The organism is Paractinoplanes durhamensis (assembly GCF_016862175.1).
In the GTDB taxonomy this organism is placed as follows: Bacteria; Actinomycetota; Actinomycetes; order Mycobacteriales; family Micromonosporaceae; genus Actinoplanes; species Actinoplanes durhamensis.
On the sequence record NZ_BOML01000027.1, the window covers coordinates 41,656 to 62,018 of the forward strand.

A 20,363-nucleotide genomic window follows, 5' to 3' on the forward strand; every position below is an offset into this window, starting at 1 on the left:
CCCCCGGGCGAACGGGAGCCGAGTGTGCGATTGCAGAAGGCCGCGCTGGCCGTCTGTCTGGTGCTCACCCTGCTGCTCACCGGTGCTCCGCCGGCGGCCGGCTCGCTGGCGCGCGGCTACAACGGCCTGGCGGCGACGCCGCCGATGGGCTGGAACAATTACAACGCGTACGGGCTGGACGTCACCGCCGCACTGATCGAGCAGACCGCCGACGCGATGGTCTCGTCCGGGATGCGCGACGCCGGCTACCTCTACGTCAACATCGACGACGGCTGGATGGCGGCCACCCGCGACGCCGACGGCGATCTGCGGGCCGACCCCACCCGATTTCCCGACGGGATCGCGGCGGTCGCCGACTACGTGCACGCCCGCGGGCTGAAACTCGGCATCTACTCCGATGCCGGGCTCAAGACCTGCGGCGGCTTCCCCGGCAGCCTCGGCCACGAGACGGCGGACGCCGCGAAGTTCGCCGCGTGGGGGGTGGACTACGTCAAGTACGACAATTGCTTCGCCGGGCCCGGCTGCGACCAGACCAGCTGCGCGAACGGCACGGCCGCGCCGGCCCAGGACCGCTACGCCCCGATGCGGGACGCGTTGCTGTCCACCGGCCGCCCGATCGTCTTCAGCATCTGCAACTGGGGCACCGAGAACGCGGCCCGCTGGGCGGCGGGCTACGGCAACCTGTGGCGCACCACCGGGGACATATCCCCGACGTACGCCAGCATGCTCTCGATCTTCCAGCAGACCGTCGGCCAGGGCCGCTACGCCGGACCGTACGGCTGGAACGACCCCGACATGCTGCAGATCGGCAACGGCATGACGGCGACCGAGGACCGCACCGAGATGTCACTGTGGGCGATGCTGGCCGCCCCGCTGATCGCCGGCAACAACCTGGCCGACGCGACCCCGGCAACCATCGCTCTGTTCACCAACCGCGCGGTGATCGCCGTCGACCAGGACCCGCTCGGCGTCGCGGCCACGGTGGTCTCCGCCGCCGGCGGACTTTATGTGCTGACCCGCCCGCTCGCGAACGGCGACGTGGCGGTGGCGCTGTTCAACTCGACCGATACCGCCGCGACGATGAGCACGACCGTCCCGGCCGGCACCGTGACCGACCTGTGGACCGGGACCACCGCCGGCTCGGTCGGCGCGAGTGTGCCGGCCCACGGCACCATGCTTTATCGAGTCATTCCGTCCGCCTGATTGGCTAGGCTCCGACCGTGCACGCTTCGCAGCCGACCGCCTTGCTGTTGCGGCTGGCCCTCCGCGAGATCTCGGACGACGCACCCTGCCCCGCACTGGTGGAGTTGCAGCAACGCGCCACGCGGGAGGTCTTCGACGCCGCCGTGGCCCTCCTGCCGGACGAGGAGCCGGATCGGCGCGAGCTCGGCCTGCTCCTCCTGCGCGAGCTCGGCGAGCAGCAACTGCCCGGCGGCCGCCGCCCGTTCAGCGACGAGGCGATCCCCCTGCTGCGCCGGCGCCTGCGCGAGGAGGACGACCCCGAGGTGCTGCGTACGGTCATCTCCGCGCTCGGCTACAACGGCGCCCGCGAGGCCCTGCCGGACGTGCTGGACTTGGCCGCGCACCCGCACGACTGGGTGCGTTTCGCCGTCGCCGCCGCACTGCCCAGCCTCGTCGACCCGGCCGGAGTGGAGCCGGCCGCCGCCGACGCCCTGCTCGCACTCTCCGCGGACGACGACGCCGAGACCCGCTACTACGCCTTCTACGCGATCCTGCTCGAGGTCGCCGGGATGGACCCGACGGCGGTGGGCCTCCTCGCGACCCGGCTCGGCAACGACCCGGACGCCTACATCCGGTCGATGGCCACGGCTCATCAGGCCGCGATCACCCGATTGACCGCGCGGTTCCGCGCCGATCCCGACGAAAAGATCCGGACGATCGCCACCGACCACCCGGAGGCGATCATCGAGGTCCGGCGCCTGCTCAACGTCTGGGACTACCTCGGCATCCACGAGGTCGGCAAGGACACCGACGAGCACGACCGCCTGATCGGCCCGCTGCTGCGTGCCCTGGCCGACAACCTGGACGCCACCGCCCTCCAGCAGGTGCTCGACCACCAGCTGAGGTCCCCCACCGACACCTGGACCGAAGGGCTGACCACGAGCCTGCTCGGGTGGTGGCGCACCGTCCGATAAATTCGGAACCGAGGCAACCGCTTGGTCGAGCTGTTGGTCCTTCCCTGGACGAGCGTTGACGGCGGGGAGGGTGCGTGGAGGCTGAGGACTCGGTACGGCAGGCGTACGAGGCCTACTACCGACGGCTGGTGACCCAGGTCTGCGGTCTCGTCGGTGACCTTGCCGAGGCGGAGGACGCCGTGCACGAGGCGTTCGCCCGGGTGCTGGCCGCGCCGAGATCCTTCCTGCACGCCGACGACGCCGAGCGGTGGCTGCGGGTGGCCGCCCTCAACGTCGCCCGGACCCGCTACCGGCGGCGCCGGCTTTTCGACCGCCTGGTCCGCTCCGGCCGCGTCGAGATCACCCCGGCCGCGGTGCCCGGGGTGTCCGCCGACCGGGTGGCCCTGCTCGCCGCGCTACGGCGACTGGCGCCGCCGACCCGGGAGGCGGTGGTGCTGCACCATCTGGCCGACCTGTCGGTGGCCGAGGTCGCCGCCACGCTCGACGTGCCGATCGGCACGGTCAAGGCTCGGCTGGCCCGGGGCCGGGCCGCGCTCGCCCGCCTTCTCTCCGATGAGGAGCCCGTCCCGCTGCCCGAGGAGGCGCGTCATGCTTGAAACAGACTTCGACCGGCTGCGGTCCGAGGCCGGCGAGGCGGTGCGCCAGCCCGACTTCAGCACCGTACGGCGCCGGGCCGGCCGGATCCGCCGGCGCCGCGCCGTTACGTCGAGCGCGGTGTTCGTCGCGACCGTGCTGACCGTGACCGGTCTTGGGTACGCCGTGCACAGCGTCTCGGAAACCCGCAGCGCAGCCGGTCCCGCGCCGGTGATCAGCGGCGCGCCGGATGGCGCCTGGCCCCGGACGATCTCGGTGACGAGCGACGGACCAGCCCTGTACGTTCTCCTGACCCGCTGTGCCGCATGCGACACCGAGCTGTACGTGTCGTCCGACGGCGGGAAAACCTGGCAGCCGCGCACCACACCTCCCGAGACCCCACGATCGGCCACCCTCATCCCCTTGGCCGCCGGGGTGGTCGCCTGGCGCGGAGCGGTCGGCTCGGCAATCACTCCCGAACCGCTATGGATCACGAGCGACGGCGGCCGGGTCTGGCGCCAGGCCGTGGCCGGCACGCAACCGTCGGCCGCGGTCCCGGCCGGCGCCCGGCCGGTCGACTGTGCCCTGCTGTGGATCTCGACCTGCGCGGTCGGTGTGGTCGACCCGGCCACCGGCCGGTTCGCCCCGTCGGCCGGCCGGCCCACCGGCATCACCGTCCAGCCGGGATGGGCAAGCCAGGTCACCGTCCCCATCGGCGGACACCTCTGGGTGCCCGGGCTGGATTCGGCCACGAACAAACCCGCGGTAGCGGTCAGCGCCGACGCCGGCCGGACCTGGCACACCCATGTCTTCACCGACGGGGTGGCCGCCGTGCCGCGGGTGGCGGCCGGTTCGGGCGACACGGCGTACGTCCTGACCTACCGCTCGGAAGACGTGGTGGACGCCCACTACACCACCGACGGCGGGACGACCTGGCAGGACGGAGACACGATTCGCGATGCCCAGCCCACCATCGGGTTCGTCACCGCCGACGGTTCGCACGTCGTCGGGATGGGCACCGGGCTCGTCGCCGCTCGGGGCAACGGCCGGTACACCCCGGTGGAACTGCCCGGCTACGAGGATCCTGCCCAAGCCCCGCCGGTCGTCGCGCGCCCGGCCGCCGACCGGTACCTGGTGATCTCGGCGTACGGCCCGTACCTCTCCACGGACGGCCGGAACTGGGAGCAGGTCCGCCTGCCGTAGCCCACGGATCTGCGGTATCTGTGATTCATGAGACCTCTGATGCGAGTGCTGATCACCAACGACGACGGGGTGGATGCGCCCGGCATTCATGCGCTGGCCGCGGCGGTGCGCGGGCGCGGCTTCGAGGTGGTCGTCGCCGCGCCGGCCGCCGAGGCCAGCGGGATGAGTGCCGCGCTCACCGCGGTCACCGAGGACGGCCGGGTGGTTTTCGAGCAGAGGCCAGAGGGGTACGGCGTGGTCGCCTCGCCGGCGTTCATCGTGGTCCTGGCGTCGCTGGGGGTCTTCGGGCCGCCGCCGGACGTGGTGCTGTCCGGCATCAACCGTGGTGCGAACACCGGCCGCGGGGTGCTGCACTCCGGCACGGTCGGCGCCGCGCTGACCGCCGCCAACCACGGTTTCCGCGGGCTGGCCGTGTCGCTCGACGTGATCGCGCCCGGTGATGTGGGCAGCGGCGGCAACGCCTTCACCGTCACCGAGGACGCCCGCCTGCACTGGGCCACCGCCGCCGAGCTGGCCGCCGACCTCGTGCCGTGGCTGGCCGAGACACCGCCGGCCACGGTGGTCAACCTCAACGTCCCGGACCGGCCGGCTGCCGGCCTGCGCTCGGCCACCCTGGCCAGTTTCGGTCAGGTCCAGATGGCGGTCGCCGAGCAGGGCGAGGGCTTCGCCCGGTTGATCCTTCAGCGCGGCGGCCCGGCCGAGGAGGGCAGCGACGTGGCCCTGCTCGAACAGGGCCACGCCACGCTGACCGTCCTGCGCCCGATCACCGAGGCCGCGAACATCGCCATCCCCGCGCAACGCACGGCCCGGTGATCAGTTCTCCGGCACGAAGCCGTAGGGCCGGCCGGACGAATCGCACAAAATCACTTCAGCCGCGTGTACGCCGTACCACTGCACGAACTCCGCGAACGAGGGTGTGGGCCGCCTTGCCCGGCGCGGTCGCGGACAGCACCGCGTTGAGCTGGCGCACCCGCTTCAGCTCGTGGTCGCGGCTCGCGATCTGCCGCTCGTAGAACTCGTGCTGCGCGCGGGCCTCGGCGAGCTCGCCCGCCAGGCGGTCACGGGCGATGGTCAGCTCGCGGACCGTCTCCCGGCCCGACCGCGACACGGTCGGCACGTCCCGCGGGTCCAGCTCGCGGCCGGTCATGCCGGCCAGCAGGGCGGTCAGCGACGCCTCGTCGGCCGGCGACGGCCACAGGTAGGCGTACCCGCCGTCGACCATCGTGGCCGCGAGCCGGCGCAGCGCCTCGACCGCCGCCCCGGCCGGCGCCAGCGGATGGAAGCGGCCGTCCGCGTCGACCAGAACCTGCGCGGCCGGCACCCCGGCCGCCGGGCTCCGCTGCCAGGCCGTCAGCAGCTCACGCAGCTCCGGCTGGGCCCGTCGGCCGCAGGCGGCGAGCAGCAGACCTTCCAGCGTGCGGCCGAGCGGCACCGGGCGGTCGTCGCCGCGCACCCAGCGGCCGCCCGCGTCCCGCCGAACCTCGCCCGCTGCGATCAGCGCTTCCGGGCCGGTCGCGCCGGGGCCGGCCAGGAAGATCCAGGCGGGGGCCAGATCGTCGGCCAGGTTGTGGCGCAGGGCGCCGGTGATCAGATGGGCGGGTTCGGCCGCCGCGACCAGGGTGGCTTCCAGGAAGCCGCGCAGGGCCGGGTCGGCCAGCACCGCGCCGCCCAGCAGCGCGCCCGGATAGGCCGCGTAGTCCCGGACCACCGGGACACCGGCGGCGGCCAGGCGGGCACGCATCGCGTCCGGGCCGGTCGGGCGGGTCTCGTCGTCGGGGGTGACCCACTCGGTGTCGGCCGGGGCCGGCGGGAGGGCGACCAGGCGGTCCAGGCCGAACAGGTTCTCCAGGCGCAGCAGCAGCCGGCCCTGCGGGGACAGCAGCGCCAACAGCTGGGTCAGCGTCTCGTCCCAGGAGGCGTCGTCGGCCTCGGCGGAGCGGAGACGGTCCAGGCCGTCGAGGGCGATCACCGTGTCGTACGCCGGCAGGCCGGTCAGTTTCTCCAGGCTGCCGCAGCAGACCGTCACGCCGGGGCGGGACGCCAGGGCCTCGGCGTCGGGAATGCCGCGCACCAGCAGGGTCACCTGGTCGGACGGGATCGCGTCGAGCAGCTCCGGTGCGTGCGGGCCGGCCACCAGGACGCGGCCGGTGGCGCCGGCCAGCAGCGGCCGCAGCGTCGGGTCGCCGGCCGGGGCGGGGCCGTGCGTGCCGTCCAGGTCGGACCAGACCGTCATCTCTCCGCCGATCAACTGGATCATCGGGTCAGCACTCCGGTCAGCTCGGCGTCGGGGACGCTGGACGGCATCGGCCAGCCGAGCAGGCGGCGCAGCTCGGCGGGGGGAAGCAGGCGGTCGGCACCGAGTTCGTCGACGGCGGCCCGGGCGGCCGCGACCGGGTCGGGGTGCGGGCCGTGCAGGGACGCCCATTCGCGCAGGATGCGCGGGTGGCCGCCGAACGCCGCCTTCTCGTTCTCCAGGTGCATCGGGTCGCCGTAGACGGCCGGTTCGCAGCCGGCCAGGGCACCGTAGAAGATCGCGCTGCACAGCCGGTTGGACGCGACCCGCTTGTGTTTGCGCAGCTCGGCCAGCTGGCGGTAGAGGAAGCCGGGGTCGAGATCCTTCCACCAGCCGCCGCGGTAGCCGTGGCAGATGACCCGGAAGCCGGCGCTCTCGTACTGCCGGACCAGCTTGGCCGAGCGGTACTCCTGCCAGTACAGGCAGACCGTCACCGGGCCGTCCTCGGTGCGCCGGATCTCGGCCATCAGGGCGTCGTGGTCGCCGACCACGTGCTGGCCCTCCCAGCCGTGGAACGGGTACCAGATCGTGCCCTCGCGCTGATCGGAATCCGACAGTGGGTCCATGGCGAGCAGGTAGGCGAACGGCGCGCCGACCACGTAGCCCTGGCGGCGGCCCAGCGACCAGGCACGGCGGCGGGTGCGCTCCGACCAGAGGAACGACGGCACGCCCGGCGTGTACTCATGATCGGGGGCGAGGCCGTCGCCGATGTTCCAGCCGTGCTGGAGGTAGCCGTGCAACCGCGGCGGGTCGGTGTCGTCGAGGCCGCAGTAGCGGGCCAGGACGTGGGAGTGCCCGTAGTAGTGGTTCGCGTGATGCACAGCTAATCCCACACGATCGAGGCGAACGGCCGGGAAACGGATCATGACTGGCGGAACAACCAGCGGCAGGGCGGTGTTGCGAAAAGAGCCGAGGGTGCTACCTTAGGCGCAGTCGGATCGCGGGTGAGGCGTTAACACAGCCCCCGAGATCCCCCGCCGAGAGTCACGGACCCGGCAAACGCTTTTCCACTCAGCCTACGGGCCACGCCGTTCGAGCGTGCCCGTCGGTTTCCCCTAGCCGGCAAACGGCCGGCCCACTGAGGAGTCCCTCGCATGACCGATCTCGCTACCCGTACCCCAAGAACCCGCCGTGCCCAACCGGCACCGGCCGAGACCGCCGACGTCGCCGTCGACGCTCTCCTCGACATCGTCGACGACCGCGCCTGGCTGCGCGCCGACGGCTACCTTCCCGGCCCGGACGACATCCCGGTCGCGATGAACCAGATCCGGCAGCTCGGGCTGCGCCGCGGCGACCGGATCACCGGCTTCGCCAAGGTCGCCGGCAACCGCAGGCCGGCCACTCTGCAGGTCGAGGCGATCAACGGCGGCAAGCCCGGCCGGCGTCCCGACTTCTACGAGCTGACCGCCCTCTACCCGCAGGAACGCCTCCGCCTGGAGACCGACCCGACGATCCTCACCACCCGGGTCATCGACCTGGTCATGCCGATCGGCAAGGGCCAGCGCGCCCTGGTGGTGGCACCGCCGAAGGCCGGCAAGACGGTCATCCTGCAGCAGATCGCCAACGCGATCGCGATCAACAACCCGGAAGTCCACCTCATGGTCGTCCTCGTCGACGAGCGGCCCGAGGAGGTCACCGACATGCAGCGCACGGTCCGCGGCGAGGTCATCGCGGCGACCTTCGACCGGCCGCCGCAGGAGCACACCGCCCTCGCCGAGCTCGCCATCGAACGGGCCAAGCGCCTGGTCGAGCAGGGCCGGGACGTCGTGGTGCTGCTCGACTCGATCACCCGGCTGGGCCGGGCCTACAACCTGACCGCGCCCGGTCGCGGCCGGACCCTCTCCGGCGGCCTCGACTCGACCGCGCTCTACCCGCCGAAGCGTTTCCTCGGCGCGGCCCGCAACATCGAGGGCGGCGGCTCGCTGACGATCATCGCGACCGCGCTCGTCGAGAACGGCTCGGCCATGGACACGGTGATCTTCGAGGAGTTCAAGAGCACCGGCAACGCCGAGCTGAAGCTGGACCGCTCGCTCGCCGAGTCCCGGATGTTCCCGGCGATCGACGTGACCCAGACCGGCACCCGCCACGACGAGACCATCGTCGGCCGCACCGAACTGGCCGTGCTCGCCCAGCTCCGCCGCGCGCTGACCGGCCAGGACCGCCGCGACGCCCTCCAGCAACTGCTCGAGCAGCTCCGCACGACAACGTCGAACAACGAGTTCCTGCGCCGGGTGGCTTTGACCCTGGCAAGCTCCTGACGACTGCTCAGGGGGTGATGCGCAGGCGGCCGGCCTGGTAGGTGACGATGCCCTCGGCGTCCAGGTCGTAGGCGCAGGCGGGGCCGTCGCCGGTTACCCGCAGGCGGTTTTCGCTCACCCGCTGGAACGTGGACGTTCCCGGGATCACCGTCAGCCACGGCATCCGGATCCGCACGGTGGGGGTCGCGGCGGCCGCGGAGGCGGGCTCCAGGCCCAGCGAGCGCATCGCCCAGGTCAGGAAGATCGGTGAGTCGTTCACCAGCAGCAGCGCCGTGTCGTCGATCCTGGTCGGGTCGTCGATGCCGGGCGGGGGCGCGTCGACCGAGCCGGATTCCTCCGCGCCGCAGGTCCACGGGCCGTCGAGGGTGCGGGTCAGCGCCAGATTGCGCCGCCAGCCGCTGCCCTCGCAGGTGACGGTCAGGGCGCGCACACGCCAGGAACCGTCCAGATCGGCATGCCAGCGCGCCGTGTACGGCTGTTGGCCGCCGACCACCGACGAACCGGTCACCACGCCGGGCGCGACGTCGTCACGCAGCACCAGCTCGGTGCCGATCGTGCCGGTGCGCTGCCAGACGAGCGGGCCGTGTGCGCGTGATGCCACCCGGCGCTGGGTGGCCGCAGTTCCCAGAGTCATCTCCGTTTGTCCGCCTTCGTGGTGGTGGGCATTCCCACACCATTGCACCATGCAACGATTGCCACCACACTACCGCCGGGTTGCCACTCTGCTAATCGCTGAGGTCGGCGTTCCGGGCCCAGCCCATCCACCATTCCTGCTCGGGCATCTCGCCGGCGGCGGTGGCGAACGCGGTCAGCGCCTCGGTGACAGCGGGCTGCCAGTGGGTGGCCGTCTCGGCCACGATACGTTCCAGGGAGGCGCGGCGTTTCGCCATCACGGTCTCGACGATCTCGCGGCCGGCCCGGGTCAGCCGCAGCTGCACCACCCGGCGGTCATCGGTCGAGCGCACCCGGCGCACCAGGCCCTTGCCGACCAGACGGTCGGTCATCCGGGTGCCGGTGGACGGGTTGACCTGGAGCTCCTCGGCGATGTCGGCGCTGCGCATCGTCCCGCGCGAGGACAGCACGACCAGGCTGCGGAACTGCGGGATCGTCACGTCCGCCCCGACATCGGCCAGGGCCCGGACGGTGAGCCCGACCAGCGCGCGACTGGCCAGCATCAGGGCCTCGACGGCCGGCTCGTGCTCCGGCAAAGCTTGCACAGCGAACATCATTGCAGGGCCGGGGCCGCCGAAACGGCCCCGGCCCCGGTGGTTACGGCGTCGGGTAGTCGGTGACGAACACCGGTACGCCGATGACGCTGGTGTCGGCCGGGCCGCCCACGCCGTTGACGACGTGGTCGATGGTGCCGGCGCTGAGGTTGACGGTCATGATGTGGTGCAGTTTCACGCCGGGACGGTTCGGAACCTCGAAACCGTTCTCGGTGTGGATCGACGGGTTGTTCTGGTTGAAGACGTACACGCCGGCGCCGTAGAGGTTGTGGGTCTTGACCTTGTCCCCCACCTTGTAGCCGGCGTAGCCCTCGACCGTGCCGTTCATCCAGTCGGCCTGAGTCGGCGGGTCGTAGGGCAGCTCGTTCTGGTAGAGCACCGTGGTGCCCTTGTCGCCGTTCCAGACGGTGTTGTACTTCTGGAAGTGCTCGACGAACAGGCCCGTCGCGGTCACGTTGTCGCCGTTGATCACGGCGCCGTAGCGACCGGTGTTGGTGTTCCACCGCTGGGTGTCGGTGAAGCCCTCGACGCCGTGGTCGGCGCGCCACACCCAGGTGTGGTCGATGAGGACGTTGTCGCTGTTCACCTCGAGAGCGGTGTCGGTCTTGCCGACGTGCGGGCCACCGACCCGGAAGTACACGTCGGACAGCGTGGTCGGGTTGGCCGCGGAGCTGAAGCCGAGGCCCCGCTTCGAACCGACCTGCAGCAGCGTCTTCGACTCCTTGAGACCGGCGTCGATGGTGACGCCCGCGACGATCGCACCGGGCACGTCCGCCACCTTCAGCGGGGTGGCGCCGTTCACGGCGGTCAGCGTCGCGTGGCCGCTGCCGAGCACGACCTGGTTCGGCCAGAGCACGTTCAGGCTCTGGTCGATGTTGTAGACCCCGGGGCTGAGGAACAGGTTCTTACCCAGGAGCAGGTTGGCGTTGATCAGCCAGGTGGGGTCGGACGGCTTGGCGATGTAGAAGTCGCTCAGCGGAATCGTGCGGCCCGGGGTGAGCCCGGCGCCCCAGCTGACCCCACTGCTGTTCTTCTGCGCGGACGGCACGCGGACGTTCCACTTGCCGTTCGGGTCGACGAACAGGTACGGCTTCTCCCGGCTGACCGGGGTCTTCGCCAGGGTGGTGTACGGCGTACCCGGGAAGCTGTCCTCGCTCGGCGCGCCTTCCACGCCGGCGAAGACCTGGTTCCAGACCGCGTTGCTCCAGTTGCCGACCTTGCTGTTACGGGTCAGCCACTGCTGCTGCGAACCGTTCGTCACGTCCCCGAACTGCGAGTCCGCGATGAAGCCGCCGCTGGCGTACTGGGGGCCGGGCCCGCAGTAGTCCATCAGCGAGAACGGGCCGTTCACGTTGACCCGGCGCAGCGAGACCGCCTGCGAGACCGCCCAGAAGTTGGTGGTGGCCTTGCAGCCGTCGGTCTGCCCGAAGTTGTTGACCTTGATGGACAGGTTCGACAACGTGCGCCAGAAGTTGACCAGCGCGAGGCAGTTGCTGGTGCCGCCGTCGGCGGTGCAGCGGTTGTAGACCTCGACCTTGCCGTTGATCACGACGTCGTTCGGGGACGCGCCGAGACCGGCGATCTCGGTGTAGTAGCCCACCTTGAACTGCAGCGGCTTGGTGTCCGTGCCGTACGTGCCGGGCTTGAAATAGAACGCGTATCGATCGGTGCCCATCTCGTTGTCGACCTGCTTGGTCCAGGTCGCGTCGAGCTTCGCCTGGATCTGCTCCACCGGCATGCTCGGGTCGAAGATGGTCACATTGCTTCCGAAGGCCGGTGTGGGCACCGGTTTGGCGGAGGGTGTGGCGTGCGCGGCGGTGCCCGTCAACGCGCTGGCGGTAACCACCGTCAGCCCGATCGCGAACATCCGCCCGAACTGCCGGCGAACCGCTCGCCCGGCGCGAGTTGTCATGTCAGGAGGGGTCCTTCCCGTAAAGGGTCTGCAACAGACTGGATCACAGCTGGCAACAGAAGCTCATTGATGTCAACCACGCGGAGAGCGGCAATAACGGCGGCTCCGGACATCTCGGCCCGGTTCCGCAGCAGGAACTGCCCGAACGGGCGCCGGTACCGGTACCGGCGCGCGTTCTTCCCGGTCCCGCGGGCCTGACCAGCGACGTCCCGCCGCCCGTCCGGAACGGCCATCCGGCGTGCTGAAGATCATGAATGGGTGACTAGACTCTCGCCCGCCGAAATCGCTGGGGGGTGACGAGGTTCCATGTCCACGTATGCGCTGGTGACCAGGGCTTCCGCCGAAACCGTCGCCGACGCCGTGCGGGCCGGAAAGGTCGGCGGGTACGTCGTCGCCGACCCGCTCGGCACGATCGTGCTGTTCGATGCGCCCGGGCGGGCATATTCGTCGACGGACCGACTCGCCAAGCCCGCCCGGGCCGTGGTCGCCCGGACCATGAAGACCGCGGTGCTGCTGCTGTGCGACGAGTTCGTGGCCGAGGCTCTCGTCCTCAGTCCGGCCGGGGAGCTGTCGCTGCAGTGGGCGGCCGCGTGGGAGCCGCCCGCCGAGCCGGCCCGCTACCTGGCCGACCGGCAGGAGTGGGACGCCTACTGCGGTGAGGTCGCCGAGCGCTACGAACGGGCCGAGCTCGGGCCGGCGCTCGCGATGGTCCGCAACGATCCGGTGCCGGGCGAGGAGCGCACTCCCCTGCCCGATCTGCTGCGGCGGGTCTGCGCGATCCTCGGGCTGCCGGACAACGCGGTCGGCCGGTCGCTGCTCGACGGCGAGGAGCCGGGGCTCTACGAAGCGCGCCGAGTCGACGCCGAGCCGCCGGCCGGGCGCTGGCCGCGGCTGTTCGCGCGGGCCTGAGCATGGCGGACGAGCTTTTCGTGGTGCGGGCCACGGCTCACCGCATCGGAGCGCTCGCCGGGCGGGAGGCCGCCACCGCCGTGGTGGCCGAGAGCGACGGCTGGTGCCGGCTGCGCCGCGACCCCCGGGACATCGGGGTGGCCACCCGGGCGGTCGCCTACGCGCTGCGCCGTGACCCGGAGCTGCTGGTCACCGGCTACCAGCCGGACGGCACGGTCACCGACGGGCCGGAAGCGGCCACGATCGCCGGTGGGGCCGCCCTGCTGCGGCAGGTGCTGGCCCACGACGAGAGTCGCTACACGCCCGTGGCCCGTCTTGCCGACGCGTGCCGCGCCCTCGGCGTACCCCCGCAACTGCTTCTGGAATCGCCGCCGCGACGCCTGCCGATACCCGTACCCCGCACGGGTGTGGTCCTTGTCGGTCTTGATCCGGCCGCGGCGGCGGCCGACGCCGTGCTGACCCGGCAGTCGTCGTGGACCGTGCCGTTCGCTCCGCGGTGGACCCTGCATCTGTGGGACGGGGCCGGGCGGGCGACGCCGACCACGACCGCGGCGTACGTGCTGGCCGGGCGGAATCCGGCGGTGGCGCTGTGGTGGTCGGCGCGGGAGGCCGGGTTCGTCGTCGTGCACGGCAGCAAGCTTGTCGCCGGGCATCAGTGGGGTGGCTGGGCGCCGGTCACGCCGGAGAGCACCGCCGCGGCCGGGCGGGTTCTCGCCGACGACTTCGGGGTGCCGGATCAGGCGCTGAGCCTCACCGCGCTGCTGCGCCGCCGGGACTTCGCGCCGACCCAGGCGGTGACGTCGCTGGTGGCGCTGCTGGGGCTGCCGGACGCCGGTCTCGGCCGGCAGGGCGCGGCCGGGCTGGCCGCGTGGGCCGGAACCGTGCCGGGGGCCGTCCGGACCCCGCAGCTGAGCGGTCTCGCCGCGATTCGCCACGCCGTTCGCGAGGCGCGCGGCTAGCCCGCGGACGTATGCTCGCCGGACGCGACGACGCGAAGGGGGAGGCTCCATGACACTCCGCGACACCCCGCCGTTCCGGGCCGATCATGTCGGCAGTCTGCTGCGGCCACCCCATCTGCTCGAAGCGCGGGAGAAACGCGCCACCGGCGAGATCGACGCCGACGAGCTGCGCGCGGTCGAGGACGACGCGATCCGTGATGTGGTCCGGATGCAACGCGATGTCGGGCTGCGGTCGGCCACCGACGGCGAGTTCCGAAGAGTGTCTTGGCACATGGACTTCATCTATAAATTGGGCGGGGTGCACCGCACCGACGACAAGATCCAGGTGCACTTCCGGAACGCCGACGGCGAGCTCGACTTCGAGTCGGCGGCGCTGGTCATCGACGAGCCGGTCCGGCTGGTCGAGACCATCTTCGGGGAAGACTTCACGTTCTTGGCGTCGACCGTCGGCGACGGCGTCACCGCCAAGCTGACCATTCCGTCGCCGAGCATGGTGCACTACCGCGGCGGGCGGGCCGCGATCGACAAGTCGGTCTACCCCGATGAGGAGCAGTTCTGGGCCGACCTCAGTGCCGCCTACGCCCAGCAGGTGCAGCAGGTCGCCGCGCTCGGCTGCCGCTATCTGCAGCTCGACGACACCAGCCTGGCCTACCTCAACGACCCGGCCCAGCGGCAGCTGCTCACCGAGCGCGGCGACGACGCCGAGCACCAGCATCTGCGCTACATCCGGCAGATCAACGCGGCGATCGCCGGCCGGCCCGCCGGGCTCGCGGTCACCACGCACATGTGCCGCGGCAACTTCCGGTCGTCGTGGGCGGCCGAAGGTGGGTACGACTTCGTCGCCGAGGCTCTCTTCAGCGAGCTGGCCGTCGACGGGTTCTTCCTGGAGTTCGACGACGAGCGCTCGGGCGGGTTCGCGCCGCTGCGGTTCGTGCCGCCCGGCAAGATGGTCGTCCTCGGGCTGGTCACCACCAAGCGGGGCGAGCTGGAGTCGAAGGACACGCTGAAGCGGCGCATCGACGAGGCCGCCAAGTATGTGCCGCTGGAGCAGCTGTGCCTGTCCCCGCAGTGCGGCTTCTCGTCGACGGTCGAGGGCAACGCGCTGACCTACGACCAGGAGGTCGCCAAGCTGAGCCTGATCGCCGAGACCGCCCAGGAGGTCTGGGGCTGATACCGGACGACCCGGCCGGTGTACCAGGTGCCGTCCGGGTCCTCGAAACGCTCCTCCACCTCGACGGCGTCCGGGGTGAGCCGCAGCAAACGGCGGTCAGCAGCAGGACCAGGCTGTCCCGCAGGGCCGCGACCGCCGGCAGCAGGAGCACCGGCGCGGCGGCCGCGACGAACGCCAGCCGGGCCATCCAGCGGGTGCGGAGGTCGGCCGTGGCAGCAGCCTGGCGGGGATGCGGCATGGGGACATCATCCGCCGGGGTTACTCCTCGCGCAGGCCGACGCAGTCGTGCTCCCAGAACGTCGACGAGTAGACGAGCGTGCCGGTCATCCACGGTTCGTAGGCCGGCAGCGTCATGACCTGGAAGGCGGCGTCCGGGATCCGTAGCGACGGCTTGCGGAAGTCGAGTTCGCCACCGGCCCGGAAGCCCAGGCGCGAGTAGTAGCGCGGGTCGCCCTCCAGGAAGACCAGCGGGTGACCGGCCTCGTCGAGGAGCTTCAGGCCGGCGTGGACGAGCGCGGCGCCGACGCCCCGGCGTTGCCATCGCGGAGTGACCGCGAGCGGGCTCAGCACCTGGACCGGCAGCAGCCGCTTCGGGGCATCGAGGAGCGACCGGGTGAACATGATGTGCCCGACGACCTCGCCGGCCTCCTCCGCCACCAGGGACAGGGCGTCGGGCCGGAGCGCCTCCACCAGCCGGGCCACCGTCTCGCCATGAGCGCCGCCGAAGCCGGCCCGGTGGACGGCGCCGACCGTGTCGTGGTCCCGTGCCTGCTCCCTGCGAATCTCCATGGCCGGAAGTTAGCGATCGGCGCGCGGCGGTGCCAACCGAATTAGCCGGGTGGCCGCCTCGGTCAGGGCGGCCGGGGGCAGCAGGGAGAAGCTCAGGCGGATGCGGTCGTGGCCGCCCTCGCCGGGCAGGTAGAAGCGGTCGCCGGGCACGAAGGACACGCCGTGTCGTTCGGCGGCCGGCAGCAGGTCGCCCGGGAGCGGCACCCACAGGAACCAGCCGCCGGCCGGGGACTCCACCTCGACGTGCGGGCGCAGGGCCGACACCAGGGCGTCGCGCTGGGTTCGGTAGGCGTCGCGCAGGCGGGTCAGGTGGGTGTCGTAGGCGCCGCTCGTGGCGAACTCGGCCATCGTCACCGCGGTGGTGTGGTTGACGCCGCCGCCGCTGTGCACGTAGCCCAGCCTCGTCAGACGCTCGACCAACGACGGGGTCGCGCTGATCCAGCCCAGGCGCAGGCCGGGCGCGACCGTCTTGGCGAACGAACCGATCCGGATGACGTTGTGGCCGCCGGCCATCTCCCACAGCGACGGCGGGGCGGTGCCCTCGTAGACCAGGTCCCGGTAGGTGTCGTCCTCGATGATGATCAGGCCCTCCCGGTCGGCGAACTCGATCAACGCCTGGCGGCGCTCCAGCGGGAGGCTGCGGCCAGTCGGGTTGGCGAAGGTCGGGACCAGGTAGAGGAAAGCGGCCTTCTTTGAGGAAATCCGGGAAGGATCGATGCCGTCCTCGTCCGCGGGGGCGGACTCCAGAACCAAACCGGCATCGGTCAGGATCGGGAACGCCAAGTGGTACGTGGGCGCGTCGACCAGGACCGTGTCGCCCGGCTTGGTCAGCAGCGAGGTCAGCAGGGCCAGGGCGTGGGACGCGCCGGCCGTCACGAAGTGGGAGCCACCGTGGCGGGCCGCGAGCCACTCCGTCAGCGGGGACGGGCCCGCGGCGTACCCGTAAGTCAAAGCTTGCCAACCGAAAACCCGCAGCGCCTCCGCCTGCGCAACCGACCACTCAGCCGTCGGCAGCAGTTCCGGGCGGGGGTGGCCCCAGCCGAGGTCGAGAATGCCGGGGCGGGCCTCGAACTGGATCACGCGCACGTCCTTCCGTAAGTTGGGCCGATGGCTGACCTCTCCCCCACCACCCTGGCCGAACTCGCCGGCGCACAGCAGGTGATGGACATCGGCATCCGGCCGCTGTGGACACCGATCCCGCGCATCGCCGGGCCCGCGTTCACCGTGCGCTGCCCGCCGGGTGACCACCTCATGCTGCACGCCGCCATCTACCAGGCCGCGCCCGGCTCGGTCATCGTCGTCGAATCGGGGGACGTCACGCACGCCCTGGCCGGCGGCAACGTGTGCGCGGTGGCGCAGCGCAACGGGATCGCCGGGTTCGTGCTCGACGGGGTCATCCGGGACATCGCGGAGGTGCGCGCGATGGGGTTCCCGGTGTTCGGCCGCGGGGTGATCCCGGTGCCGGCCGGCAAGTCGGCGGTGCTGCCGCTGAACGTGCCGATCCGCTGCGGCGGTGTGCCCGTGCACGCCGGTGACCTGGTGGTGGCCGACGAGGAAGGGGTCGTGGTGGTGCCGGCGGCGCAACAGGACGAGATCCTCGCGACCGGCGCGGCCAAGCAGGCCACGGAGGAAGCGCAGTCGCTCGACGAGTGGGAGCAGGCCCATCGGGCGCGCATCGACGCGCTGTTGGGCGGCTGAGGGAGCAGAATCGGCGCATGTATGTGATCAGGGAGCGGTTCTTCGCGATCGGTGACGACTTCGACGTGCTCGACGAGCACGGCAACAAGGTCTACCGGGTCGACGGCAAGGTCTTCAGCGTCCGCGGGCGGCTGGTGATCGAGGACGCGAACGGTGACGAGGTCGCGTCGGTGCATCGGCAGATCATCGCGCTGCGGGCCACGTACGAGATCCGGATCGGCGGGGAGAAGGCGGCCGAGGTCCGCAAGAAGCTGTTCACGCCGTTCCGCGACAAGTTCACCATCGACGTGCCCGGCCCCGACGACCTGGAGATGAAGGGCAACCTGCTCGACCACGAGTACGTGATCGAGCTGGACGGCCACGAGGTGGCCGCGGTCTCCAAGCGCTGGCTGACCATCCGCGACACGTACGCGGTGCAGGTGACCGCCGACATCGACCCACTCCTGATCATCGGCAGCGTGCTCGCCCTCGACCTGGCCCTGGAGCGGGAAGAGGACAAGAACAAGAAGGGCTCAGACGACGACTGACGTGACGGCCGCGGACAGGCGGCTGAGCTCCGCGGGTGTGCCGATGGCGGCTCGGTGGCCAGCGCTGCCGGCGTATTCGTGGATGACCCGGGCCAGGAAGGACACGTCGGCAGTCGCGGTGACGACCGGGCCGTCACGCCAATTGCCGTCCATCCGCGCCAGGCCCGGCCACCGGCACAGCAGCGCGATCTCGTTGTTCAGCTGCGACGCCGACCGGCCGAGCGGATCCGCCTGCCAGGGAATGAAGATCTTCCCGTGCCGGCTGCGGACCACGACTCCGTCGGGCCGGAAGGCCATTCCGCTGCTGCGCAACGCCCGACGCCAGGTCACACCCACCAGCAGGACAAACGCGAGAAGCCACTGCCAGTTCTGATGCGGCCCGTACGGACCGTGTCCCCGGAGATAGGCGACGCCACCGGCTCCGGCGACGACCAGCACCGCCGCGGCCAGCACCTCGGATATCTCGACCGGAGCGACGAACATTCCTCGCCGAACAAGCAGAAACCGCGGCAACTTACCGGCCTGAACGGCCGGCAACGACAGCACGAGCAGGACAACCACGACGGCAAGCAGCAAGCCGGCCGCAACCGGCCAAAATACGCTGCGCCCAGCGACACCGACGCCGAGCAGCACCGCGACCACGAGCGAGCCGACCATGAACCACTGCGGCCGGCGCGCGATCGCCGCGTACCCCTTGATCAACACGGGCGGATGCTAGCGCAACAACGACCAGGTCAGCATGCGCTCACCTGCCCTAACAGCCCACTGTCCGCCGATACCGTCATGTGGGTGACGGACGAGCCGCGGGACACCTATACCCGCGGCAAACCGCAGGCCGGCTGCTCGTGCCCGGCCAGGTAACCGCTTTCCAGCCCTTTCGGCTGGTTGGCTAACGGCCGGTCGGGGAACAGAATCGTGCATGGCCAAGAACTCGGGAGCCGAGCCGGCGCAGGGCGGCAAGCGGGGGCGATCGCGTGAAGTGGCCGGGCGGTCACCCGGCGAGAGCGCGGAACGGACGATCCTCGCGGCGGCCCACCGGCTGCTGTTGCGCGCCGGCACGAAAGGGCTGAGCCTGACGGCGGTCGCCAAGGAAGCGCGGGTCGACGTCAGCGCGGTGACCGGCCGGTTCGGGAGCCGGCAGGGGCTGATCGAGGCGCTGATGGACGAGCTGTATGCCGACCCGGCCGCCGGTCTCGCCGAGGTCACCGCGTCGCTGCCGTCGCTGGACGAGCGCTGGCGCGCCTACCTCAGCCAGGTGCGCCGCAACCACGCCGACCACGAGGCCACCGAGGCGTATTTCGACCTGGTCGCGGTCGCCCTGCGCGATCCGGCCCTGCGCGCCCGGCTGGGCCGGCACAACAAGGCGGCCGCCCGGACGTTCGGCGAGGTGCTCGGCACCGACTCGGCCGCGTTGGCCGAGCTACTGGTCGCGGCGGTCGACGGCATCGAGCTGCACCGGGCCCTGGCCGGCGACGACTATCCGGCCGAGGAGGTCCTGTCCCTGCTCGAACGAATGGCCCGCACCGAATTCCGAAGCTGACGCCGGGCCCGGCTTCCCGGCGTGGCCGGCGTCGAGCCCGAGCGGCCGCGACGCGCCCGGCATGGCAGGGTTGGTGGTCATGAAGATTCTGCTTCCGGACAGCGTTGACCTCGACCTGCGGGTGCCGGATGGCGTCGAGGGCGTGACCTACGCCGTCGGAGAGCCCATTCCGGATGAGCACACCGACGCCGAGGTCCTCGTGGTGTGGAGCAATCCCGACCACCAGCTGCGGGATTCCGCGCACCGGCTCTCGAACCTGCGCTGGGTGCAGACCCTCGCCGCCGGGCCGGATGCGGTGCTGCGGGCCGGGTTCGCGCCGGAGGTGCTGGTCACCAACGGTGGCGGGCTGCACGACGACACCGTCGCCGAGCACACCCTCGCTCTGCTTCTCGCCGCGGCGCGGCGGATCAACCTCCTGGTGCGGGCGCAGCTCGGCCACCGCTGGGCGGGCGAGCTGGGCGGAAATCAACCCCGCAGAGAGAAGGCCAATTTCCGTACGCTCCGGGACGCGCACGTGGTCATCTGGGGCTTCGGTGGCATCGCCGCCACGCTCGCCCCGCACCTGGTGGCGCTCGGCGCCCGGGTGACCGGTGTGGCCCGCACGCCCGGCGAACGGCACGGCTTCCCGATCGTCACCGCCGACGACTTCCCGCAGCTGCTCCCGACCGCCGACGTGCTGATCATGATCCTGCCCGACACCCCGCAGACCCGGCACGCCCTGAACGCGGACGTGCTCGCCCTGCTCCCGGCGCACGCCTGGCTGGTCGACGTCGGCCGCGGAAGCACGGTCGACGAGGCGGCACTGCTGGCTGCGCTGCGGGCCAGCCGGCTCGGCGGCGCGGCCCTCGACGTCTTCGAGACCGAGCCACTGCCGCCGACTTCCGGCCTCTGGGACGAACCCAACGTGATCATCTCACCGCACGCGGCCGGCGGCCGCCCACTCGGCGCCGAGGACCTGATCCTGGCGAACCTGGCCGACTTCCGAGCGAACCAGCCCCTCCGCAACCTGATCGAGCGCCACTAAAGATCATTTCCAGGTCAGGGCACCCGGTCGCCCGAAAGCCGTGGAGCACCGCCCCTCGCCGGTCGGCCACGAAAAGGCCGGCCACGAGGATCGGCCTCAACCTGCGACGGAGACCCGGCTCTGCA

The 20,363-nt window shown here is 71.4% G+C and carries 21 protein-coding genes; 13 read left to right on the top strand and 8 right to left on the bottom strand.

All coding sequences use genetic code 11. The features are described from left to right. The first annotated feature begins 24 nt into the window (after nucleotides 1-24). The 5 genes from Adu01nite_RS15890 to surE all read left to right on the top strand — a co-directional run bounded on the left by Adu01nite_RS15890 (nucleotide 25) and on the right by surE (nucleotide 4,745). A complete protein-coding gene (locus tag Adu01nite_RS15890) occupies nucleotides 25-1,203 on the top strand; it encodes a glycoside hydrolase family 27 protein (RefSeq protein WP_239132447.1) in 1,179 nt (392 codons plus the stop codon). 17 nt (nucleotides 1,204-1,220) lie between these two features. Next, nucleotides 1,221-2,156, top strand: a complete 936-nt coding sequence (locus tag Adu01nite_RS15895) for a HEAT repeat domain-containing protein (protein WP_203727629.1) — start codon at nucleotides 1,221-1,223, stop codon at nucleotides 2,154-2,156. 74 nt (nucleotides 2,157-2,230) lie between these two features. Continuing rightward, nucleotides 2,231-2,752, top strand: a complete 522-nt coding sequence (locus Adu01nite_RS15900) for a sigma-70 family RNA polymerase sigma factor (protein WP_203727630.1) — start codon at nucleotides 2,231-2,233, stop codon at nucleotides 2,750-2,752. Continuing rightward, nucleotides 2,745-3,932, top strand: coding sequence for a WD40/YVTN/BNR-like repeat-containing protein (locus tag Adu01nite_RS15905; RefSeq protein WP_203727631.1), 1,188 nt, complete (start codon nucleotides 2,745-2,747; stop codon nucleotides 3,930-3,932). Before Adu01nite_RS15900 ends, Adu01nite_RS15905 begins: the two co-directional genes overlap by 8 nt. Before the next feature lie 27 nt (nucleotides 3,933-3,959). Further along, nucleotides 3,960-4,745, top strand: coding sequence for a 5'/3'-nucleotidase SurE (gene surE / locus Adu01nite_RS15910; protein WP_203727632.1), 786 nt, complete (start codon nucleotides 3,960-3,962; stop codon nucleotides 4,743-4,745). Nucleotides 4,746-4,800: 55 nt separating this feature from the next. Here the strand turns inward: surE and Adu01nite_RS15915 are convergent, their stop codons facing one another. Together Adu01nite_RS15915 and Adu01nite_RS15920 are read right to left on the bottom strand one after the other, a co-directional pair. Continuing rightward, a complete protein-coding gene (locus Adu01nite_RS15915) occupies nucleotides 4,801-6,189 on the bottom strand; it encodes a hypothetical protein (RefSeq protein ID WP_203727633.1) in 1,389 nt (462 codons plus the stop codon). Further along, nucleotides 6,186-7,046: a hypothetical protein gene (locus Adu01nite_RS15920; protein ID WP_203727634.1), complete on the bottom strand. Its 861-nt coding sequence runs from the start codon at nucleotides 7,044-7,046 to the stop codon at nucleotides 6,186-6,188. Before Adu01nite_RS15920 ends, Adu01nite_RS15915 begins: the two co-directional genes overlap by 4 nt. A gap of 273 nt (nucleotides 7,047-7,319) precedes the next feature. On the opposite strand from Adu01nite_RS15920, the gene rho reads away from it, so the two are divergent. Further along, nucleotides 7,320-8,483: a transcription termination factor Rho gene (gene rho / locus Adu01nite_RS15925; RefSeq protein WP_203727635.1), complete on the top strand. Its 1,164-nt coding sequence runs from the start codon at nucleotides 7,320-7,322 to the stop codon at nucleotides 8,481-8,483. Nucleotides 8,484-8,490: 7 nt separating this feature from the next. Here rho and Adu01nite_RS15930 read toward each other — a convergent pair whose 3' ends face one another. From Adu01nite_RS15930 to Adu01nite_RS15940, 3 genes are all read right to left on the bottom strand, one after another. Further along, nucleotides 8,491-9,117 (bottom strand): putative glycolipid-binding domain-containing protein, encoded by a 627-nt coding sequence (locus Adu01nite_RS15930; protein ID WP_203727636.1) that lies wholly within the window; start codon nucleotides 9,115-9,117, stop codon nucleotides 8,491-8,493. Nucleotides 9,118-9,208: 91 nt separating this feature from the next. Next, nucleotides 9,209-9,700: a MarR family winged helix-turn-helix transcriptional regulator gene (locus Adu01nite_RS15935; RefSeq protein ID WP_239132448.1), complete on the bottom strand. Its 492-nt coding sequence runs from the start codon at nucleotides 9,698-9,700 to the stop codon at nucleotides 9,209-9,211. Between the two features lie 52 nt (nucleotides 9,701-9,752). Continuing rightward, nucleotides 9,753-11,621 (bottom strand): pectate lyase-like domain-containing protein, encoded by a 1,869-nt coding sequence (locus tag Adu01nite_RS15940; protein ID WP_203727637.1) that lies wholly within the window; start codon nucleotides 11,619-11,621, stop codon nucleotides 9,753-9,755. A 306-nt stretch (nucleotides 11,622-11,927) separates the two neighbouring features. On the opposite strand from Adu01nite_RS15940, the gene Adu01nite_RS15945 reads away from it, so the two are divergent. Genes Adu01nite_RS15945 through Adu01nite_RS15955 form a run of 3 tightly spaced genes read left to right on the top strand, consistent with a single transcriptional unit; the run spans nucleotide 11,928 to nucleotide 14,660 of the window. Continuing rightward, the gene (locus Adu01nite_RS15945; protein ID WP_203727638.1) at nucleotides 11,928-12,530 is read left to right on the top strand and encodes a hypothetical protein; all 603 of its coding nucleotides are present in this window, start codon (nucleotides 11,928-11,930) and stop codon (nucleotides 12,528-12,530) included. Nucleotides 12,531-12,532: 2 nt separating this feature from the next. Continuing rightward, nucleotides 12,533-13,489 carry a hypothetical protein gene (locus tag Adu01nite_RS15950; protein WP_203727639.1) on the top strand — a complete coding sequence of 319 codons (957 nt, stop codon included), beginning with the start codon at nucleotides 12,533-12,535 and terminating at the stop codon, nucleotides 13,487-13,489. Nucleotides 13,490-13,538: 49 nt separating this feature from the next. After that, nucleotides 13,539-14,660 (top strand): 5-methyltetrahydropteroyltriglutamate--homocysteine S-methyltransferase, encoded by a 1,122-nt coding sequence (locus tag Adu01nite_RS15955; protein WP_203727640.1) that lies wholly within the window; start codon nucleotides 13,539-13,541, stop codon nucleotides 14,658-14,660. Nucleotides 14,661-14,918: 258 nt separating this feature from the next. Here the strand turns inward: Adu01nite_RS15955 and Adu01nite_RS15960 are convergent, their stop codons facing one another. Together Adu01nite_RS15960 and Adu01nite_RS15965 are read right to left on the bottom strand one after the other, a co-directional pair. Then, a complete protein-coding gene (locus Adu01nite_RS15960; protein ID WP_203727641.1) occupies nucleotides 14,919-15,449 on the bottom strand; it encodes a GNAT family N-acetyltransferase in 531 nt (176 codons plus the stop codon). A gap of 9 nt (nucleotides 15,450-15,458) precedes the next feature. After that, a complete protein-coding gene (locus tag Adu01nite_RS15965) occupies nucleotides 15,459-16,529 on the bottom strand; it encodes an aminotransferase-like domain-containing protein (RefSeq protein ID WP_203727642.1) in 1,071 nt (356 codons plus the stop codon). 27 nt (nucleotides 16,530-16,556) lie between these two features. On the opposite strand from Adu01nite_RS15965, the gene Adu01nite_RS15970 reads away from it, so the two are divergent. Together Adu01nite_RS15970 and Adu01nite_RS15975 are read left to right on the top strand one after the other, a co-directional pair. After that, nucleotides 16,557-17,147, top strand: coding sequence for an RraA family protein (locus Adu01nite_RS15970; protein WP_203727643.1), 591 nt, complete (start codon nucleotides 16,557-16,559; stop codon nucleotides 17,145-17,147). Nucleotides 17,148-17,164: 17 nt separating this feature from the next. Continuing rightward, nucleotides 17,165-17,674 carry an LURP-one-related/scramblase family protein gene (locus Adu01nite_RS15975; protein WP_239132449.1) on the top strand — a complete coding sequence of 170 codons (510 nt, stop codon included), beginning with the start codon at nucleotides 17,165-17,167 and terminating at the stop codon, nucleotides 17,672-17,674. On the opposite strand, the gene Adu01nite_RS15980 is transcribed toward Adu01nite_RS15975, so the two are convergent. Continuing rightward, nucleotides 17,660-18,379, bottom strand: a complete 720-nt coding sequence (locus Adu01nite_RS15980; RefSeq protein WP_203727644.1) for a hypothetical protein — start codon at nucleotides 18,377-18,379, stop codon at nucleotides 17,660-17,662. The genes Adu01nite_RS15975 and Adu01nite_RS15980 overlap by 15 nt on opposite strands. A 214-nt stretch (nucleotides 18,380-18,593) precedes the next feature. Between Adu01nite_RS15980 and Adu01nite_RS15985 the strand changes: the two genes are divergently transcribed. Further along, nucleotides 18,594-19,214 (top strand): TetR/AcrR family transcriptional regulator, encoded by a 621-nt coding sequence (locus Adu01nite_RS15985; RefSeq protein ID WP_203727645.1) that lies wholly within the window; start codon nucleotides 18,594-18,596, stop codon nucleotides 19,212-19,214. A 79-nt stretch (nucleotides 19,215-19,293) separates the two neighbouring features. Then, nucleotides 19,294-20,238 (top strand): NAD(P)-dependent oxidoreductase, encoded by a 945-nt coding sequence (locus Adu01nite_RS15990; protein ID WP_203727646.1) that lies wholly within the window; start codon nucleotides 19,294-19,296, stop codon nucleotides 20,236-20,238. Nucleotides 20,239-20,363: the final 125 nt, after the last annotated feature.

What these genes read in the sequence shown, in the direction of transcription:
- Adu01nite_RS15905 (WP_203727631.1), top strand. Translation starts at nt 2,745, where the DNA reads ATGCTTGAAACAGACTTCGACCGGCTGCGGTCCGAGGCCGGCGAGGCG.
- surE (WP_203727632.1), top strand. Translation starts at nt 3,960, where the DNA reads ATGAGACCTCTGATGCGAGTGCTGATCACCAACGACGACGGGGTGGAT.
- Adu01nite_RS15915 (WP_203727633.1), bottom strand. Translation starts at nt 6,189, where the DNA reads ATGATCCAGTTGATCGGCGGAGAGATGACGGTCTGGTCCGACCTGGAC.
- rho (WP_203727635.1), top strand. Translation starts at nt 7,320, where the DNA reads ATGACCGATCTCGCTACCCGTACCCCAAGAACCCGCCGTGCCCAACCG.
- Adu01nite_RS15930 (WP_203727636.1), bottom strand. Translation starts at nt 9,117, where the DNA reads ATGACTCTGGGAACTGCGGCCACCCAGCGCCGGGTGGCATCACGCGCA.
- Adu01nite_RS15940 (WP_203727637.1), bottom strand. Translation starts at nt 11,621, where the DNA reads ATGACAACTCGCGCCGGGCGAGCGGTTCGCCGGCAGTTCGGGCGGATG.
- Adu01nite_RS15945 (WP_203727638.1), top strand. Translation starts at nt 11,928, where the DNA reads ATGTCCACGTATGCGCTGGTGACCAGGGCTTCCGCCGAAACCGTCGCC.
- Adu01nite_RS15950 (WP_203727639.1), top strand. Translation starts at nt 12,533, where the DNA reads ATGGCGGACGAGCTTTTCGTGGTGCGGGCCACGGCTCACCGCATCGGA.
- Adu01nite_RS15955 (WP_203727640.1), top strand. Translation starts at nt 13,539, where the DNA reads ATGACACTCCGCGACACCCCGCCGTTCCGGGCCGATCATGTCGGCAGT.
- Adu01nite_RS15960 (WP_203727641.1), bottom strand. Translation starts at nt 15,449, where the DNA reads ATGGAGATTCGCAGGGAGCAGGCACGGGACCACGACACGGTCGGCGCC.
- Adu01nite_RS15970 (WP_203727643.1), top strand. Translation starts at nt 16,557, where the DNA reads ATGGCTGACCTCTCCCCCACCACCCTGGCCGAACTCGCCGGCGCACAG.
- Adu01nite_RS15975 (WP_239132449.1), top strand. Translation starts at nt 17,165, where the DNA reads ATGTATGTGATCAGGGAGCGGTTCTTCGCGATCGGTGACGACTTCGAC.
- Adu01nite_RS15985 (WP_203727645.1), top strand. Translation starts at nt 18,594, where the DNA reads ATGGCCAAGAACTCGGGAGCCGAGCCGGCGCAGGGCGGCAAGCGGGGG.
- Adu01nite_RS15990 (WP_203727646.1), top strand. Translation starts at nt 19,294, where the DNA reads ATGAAGATTCTGCTTCCGGACAGCGTTGACCTCGACCTGCGGGTGCCG.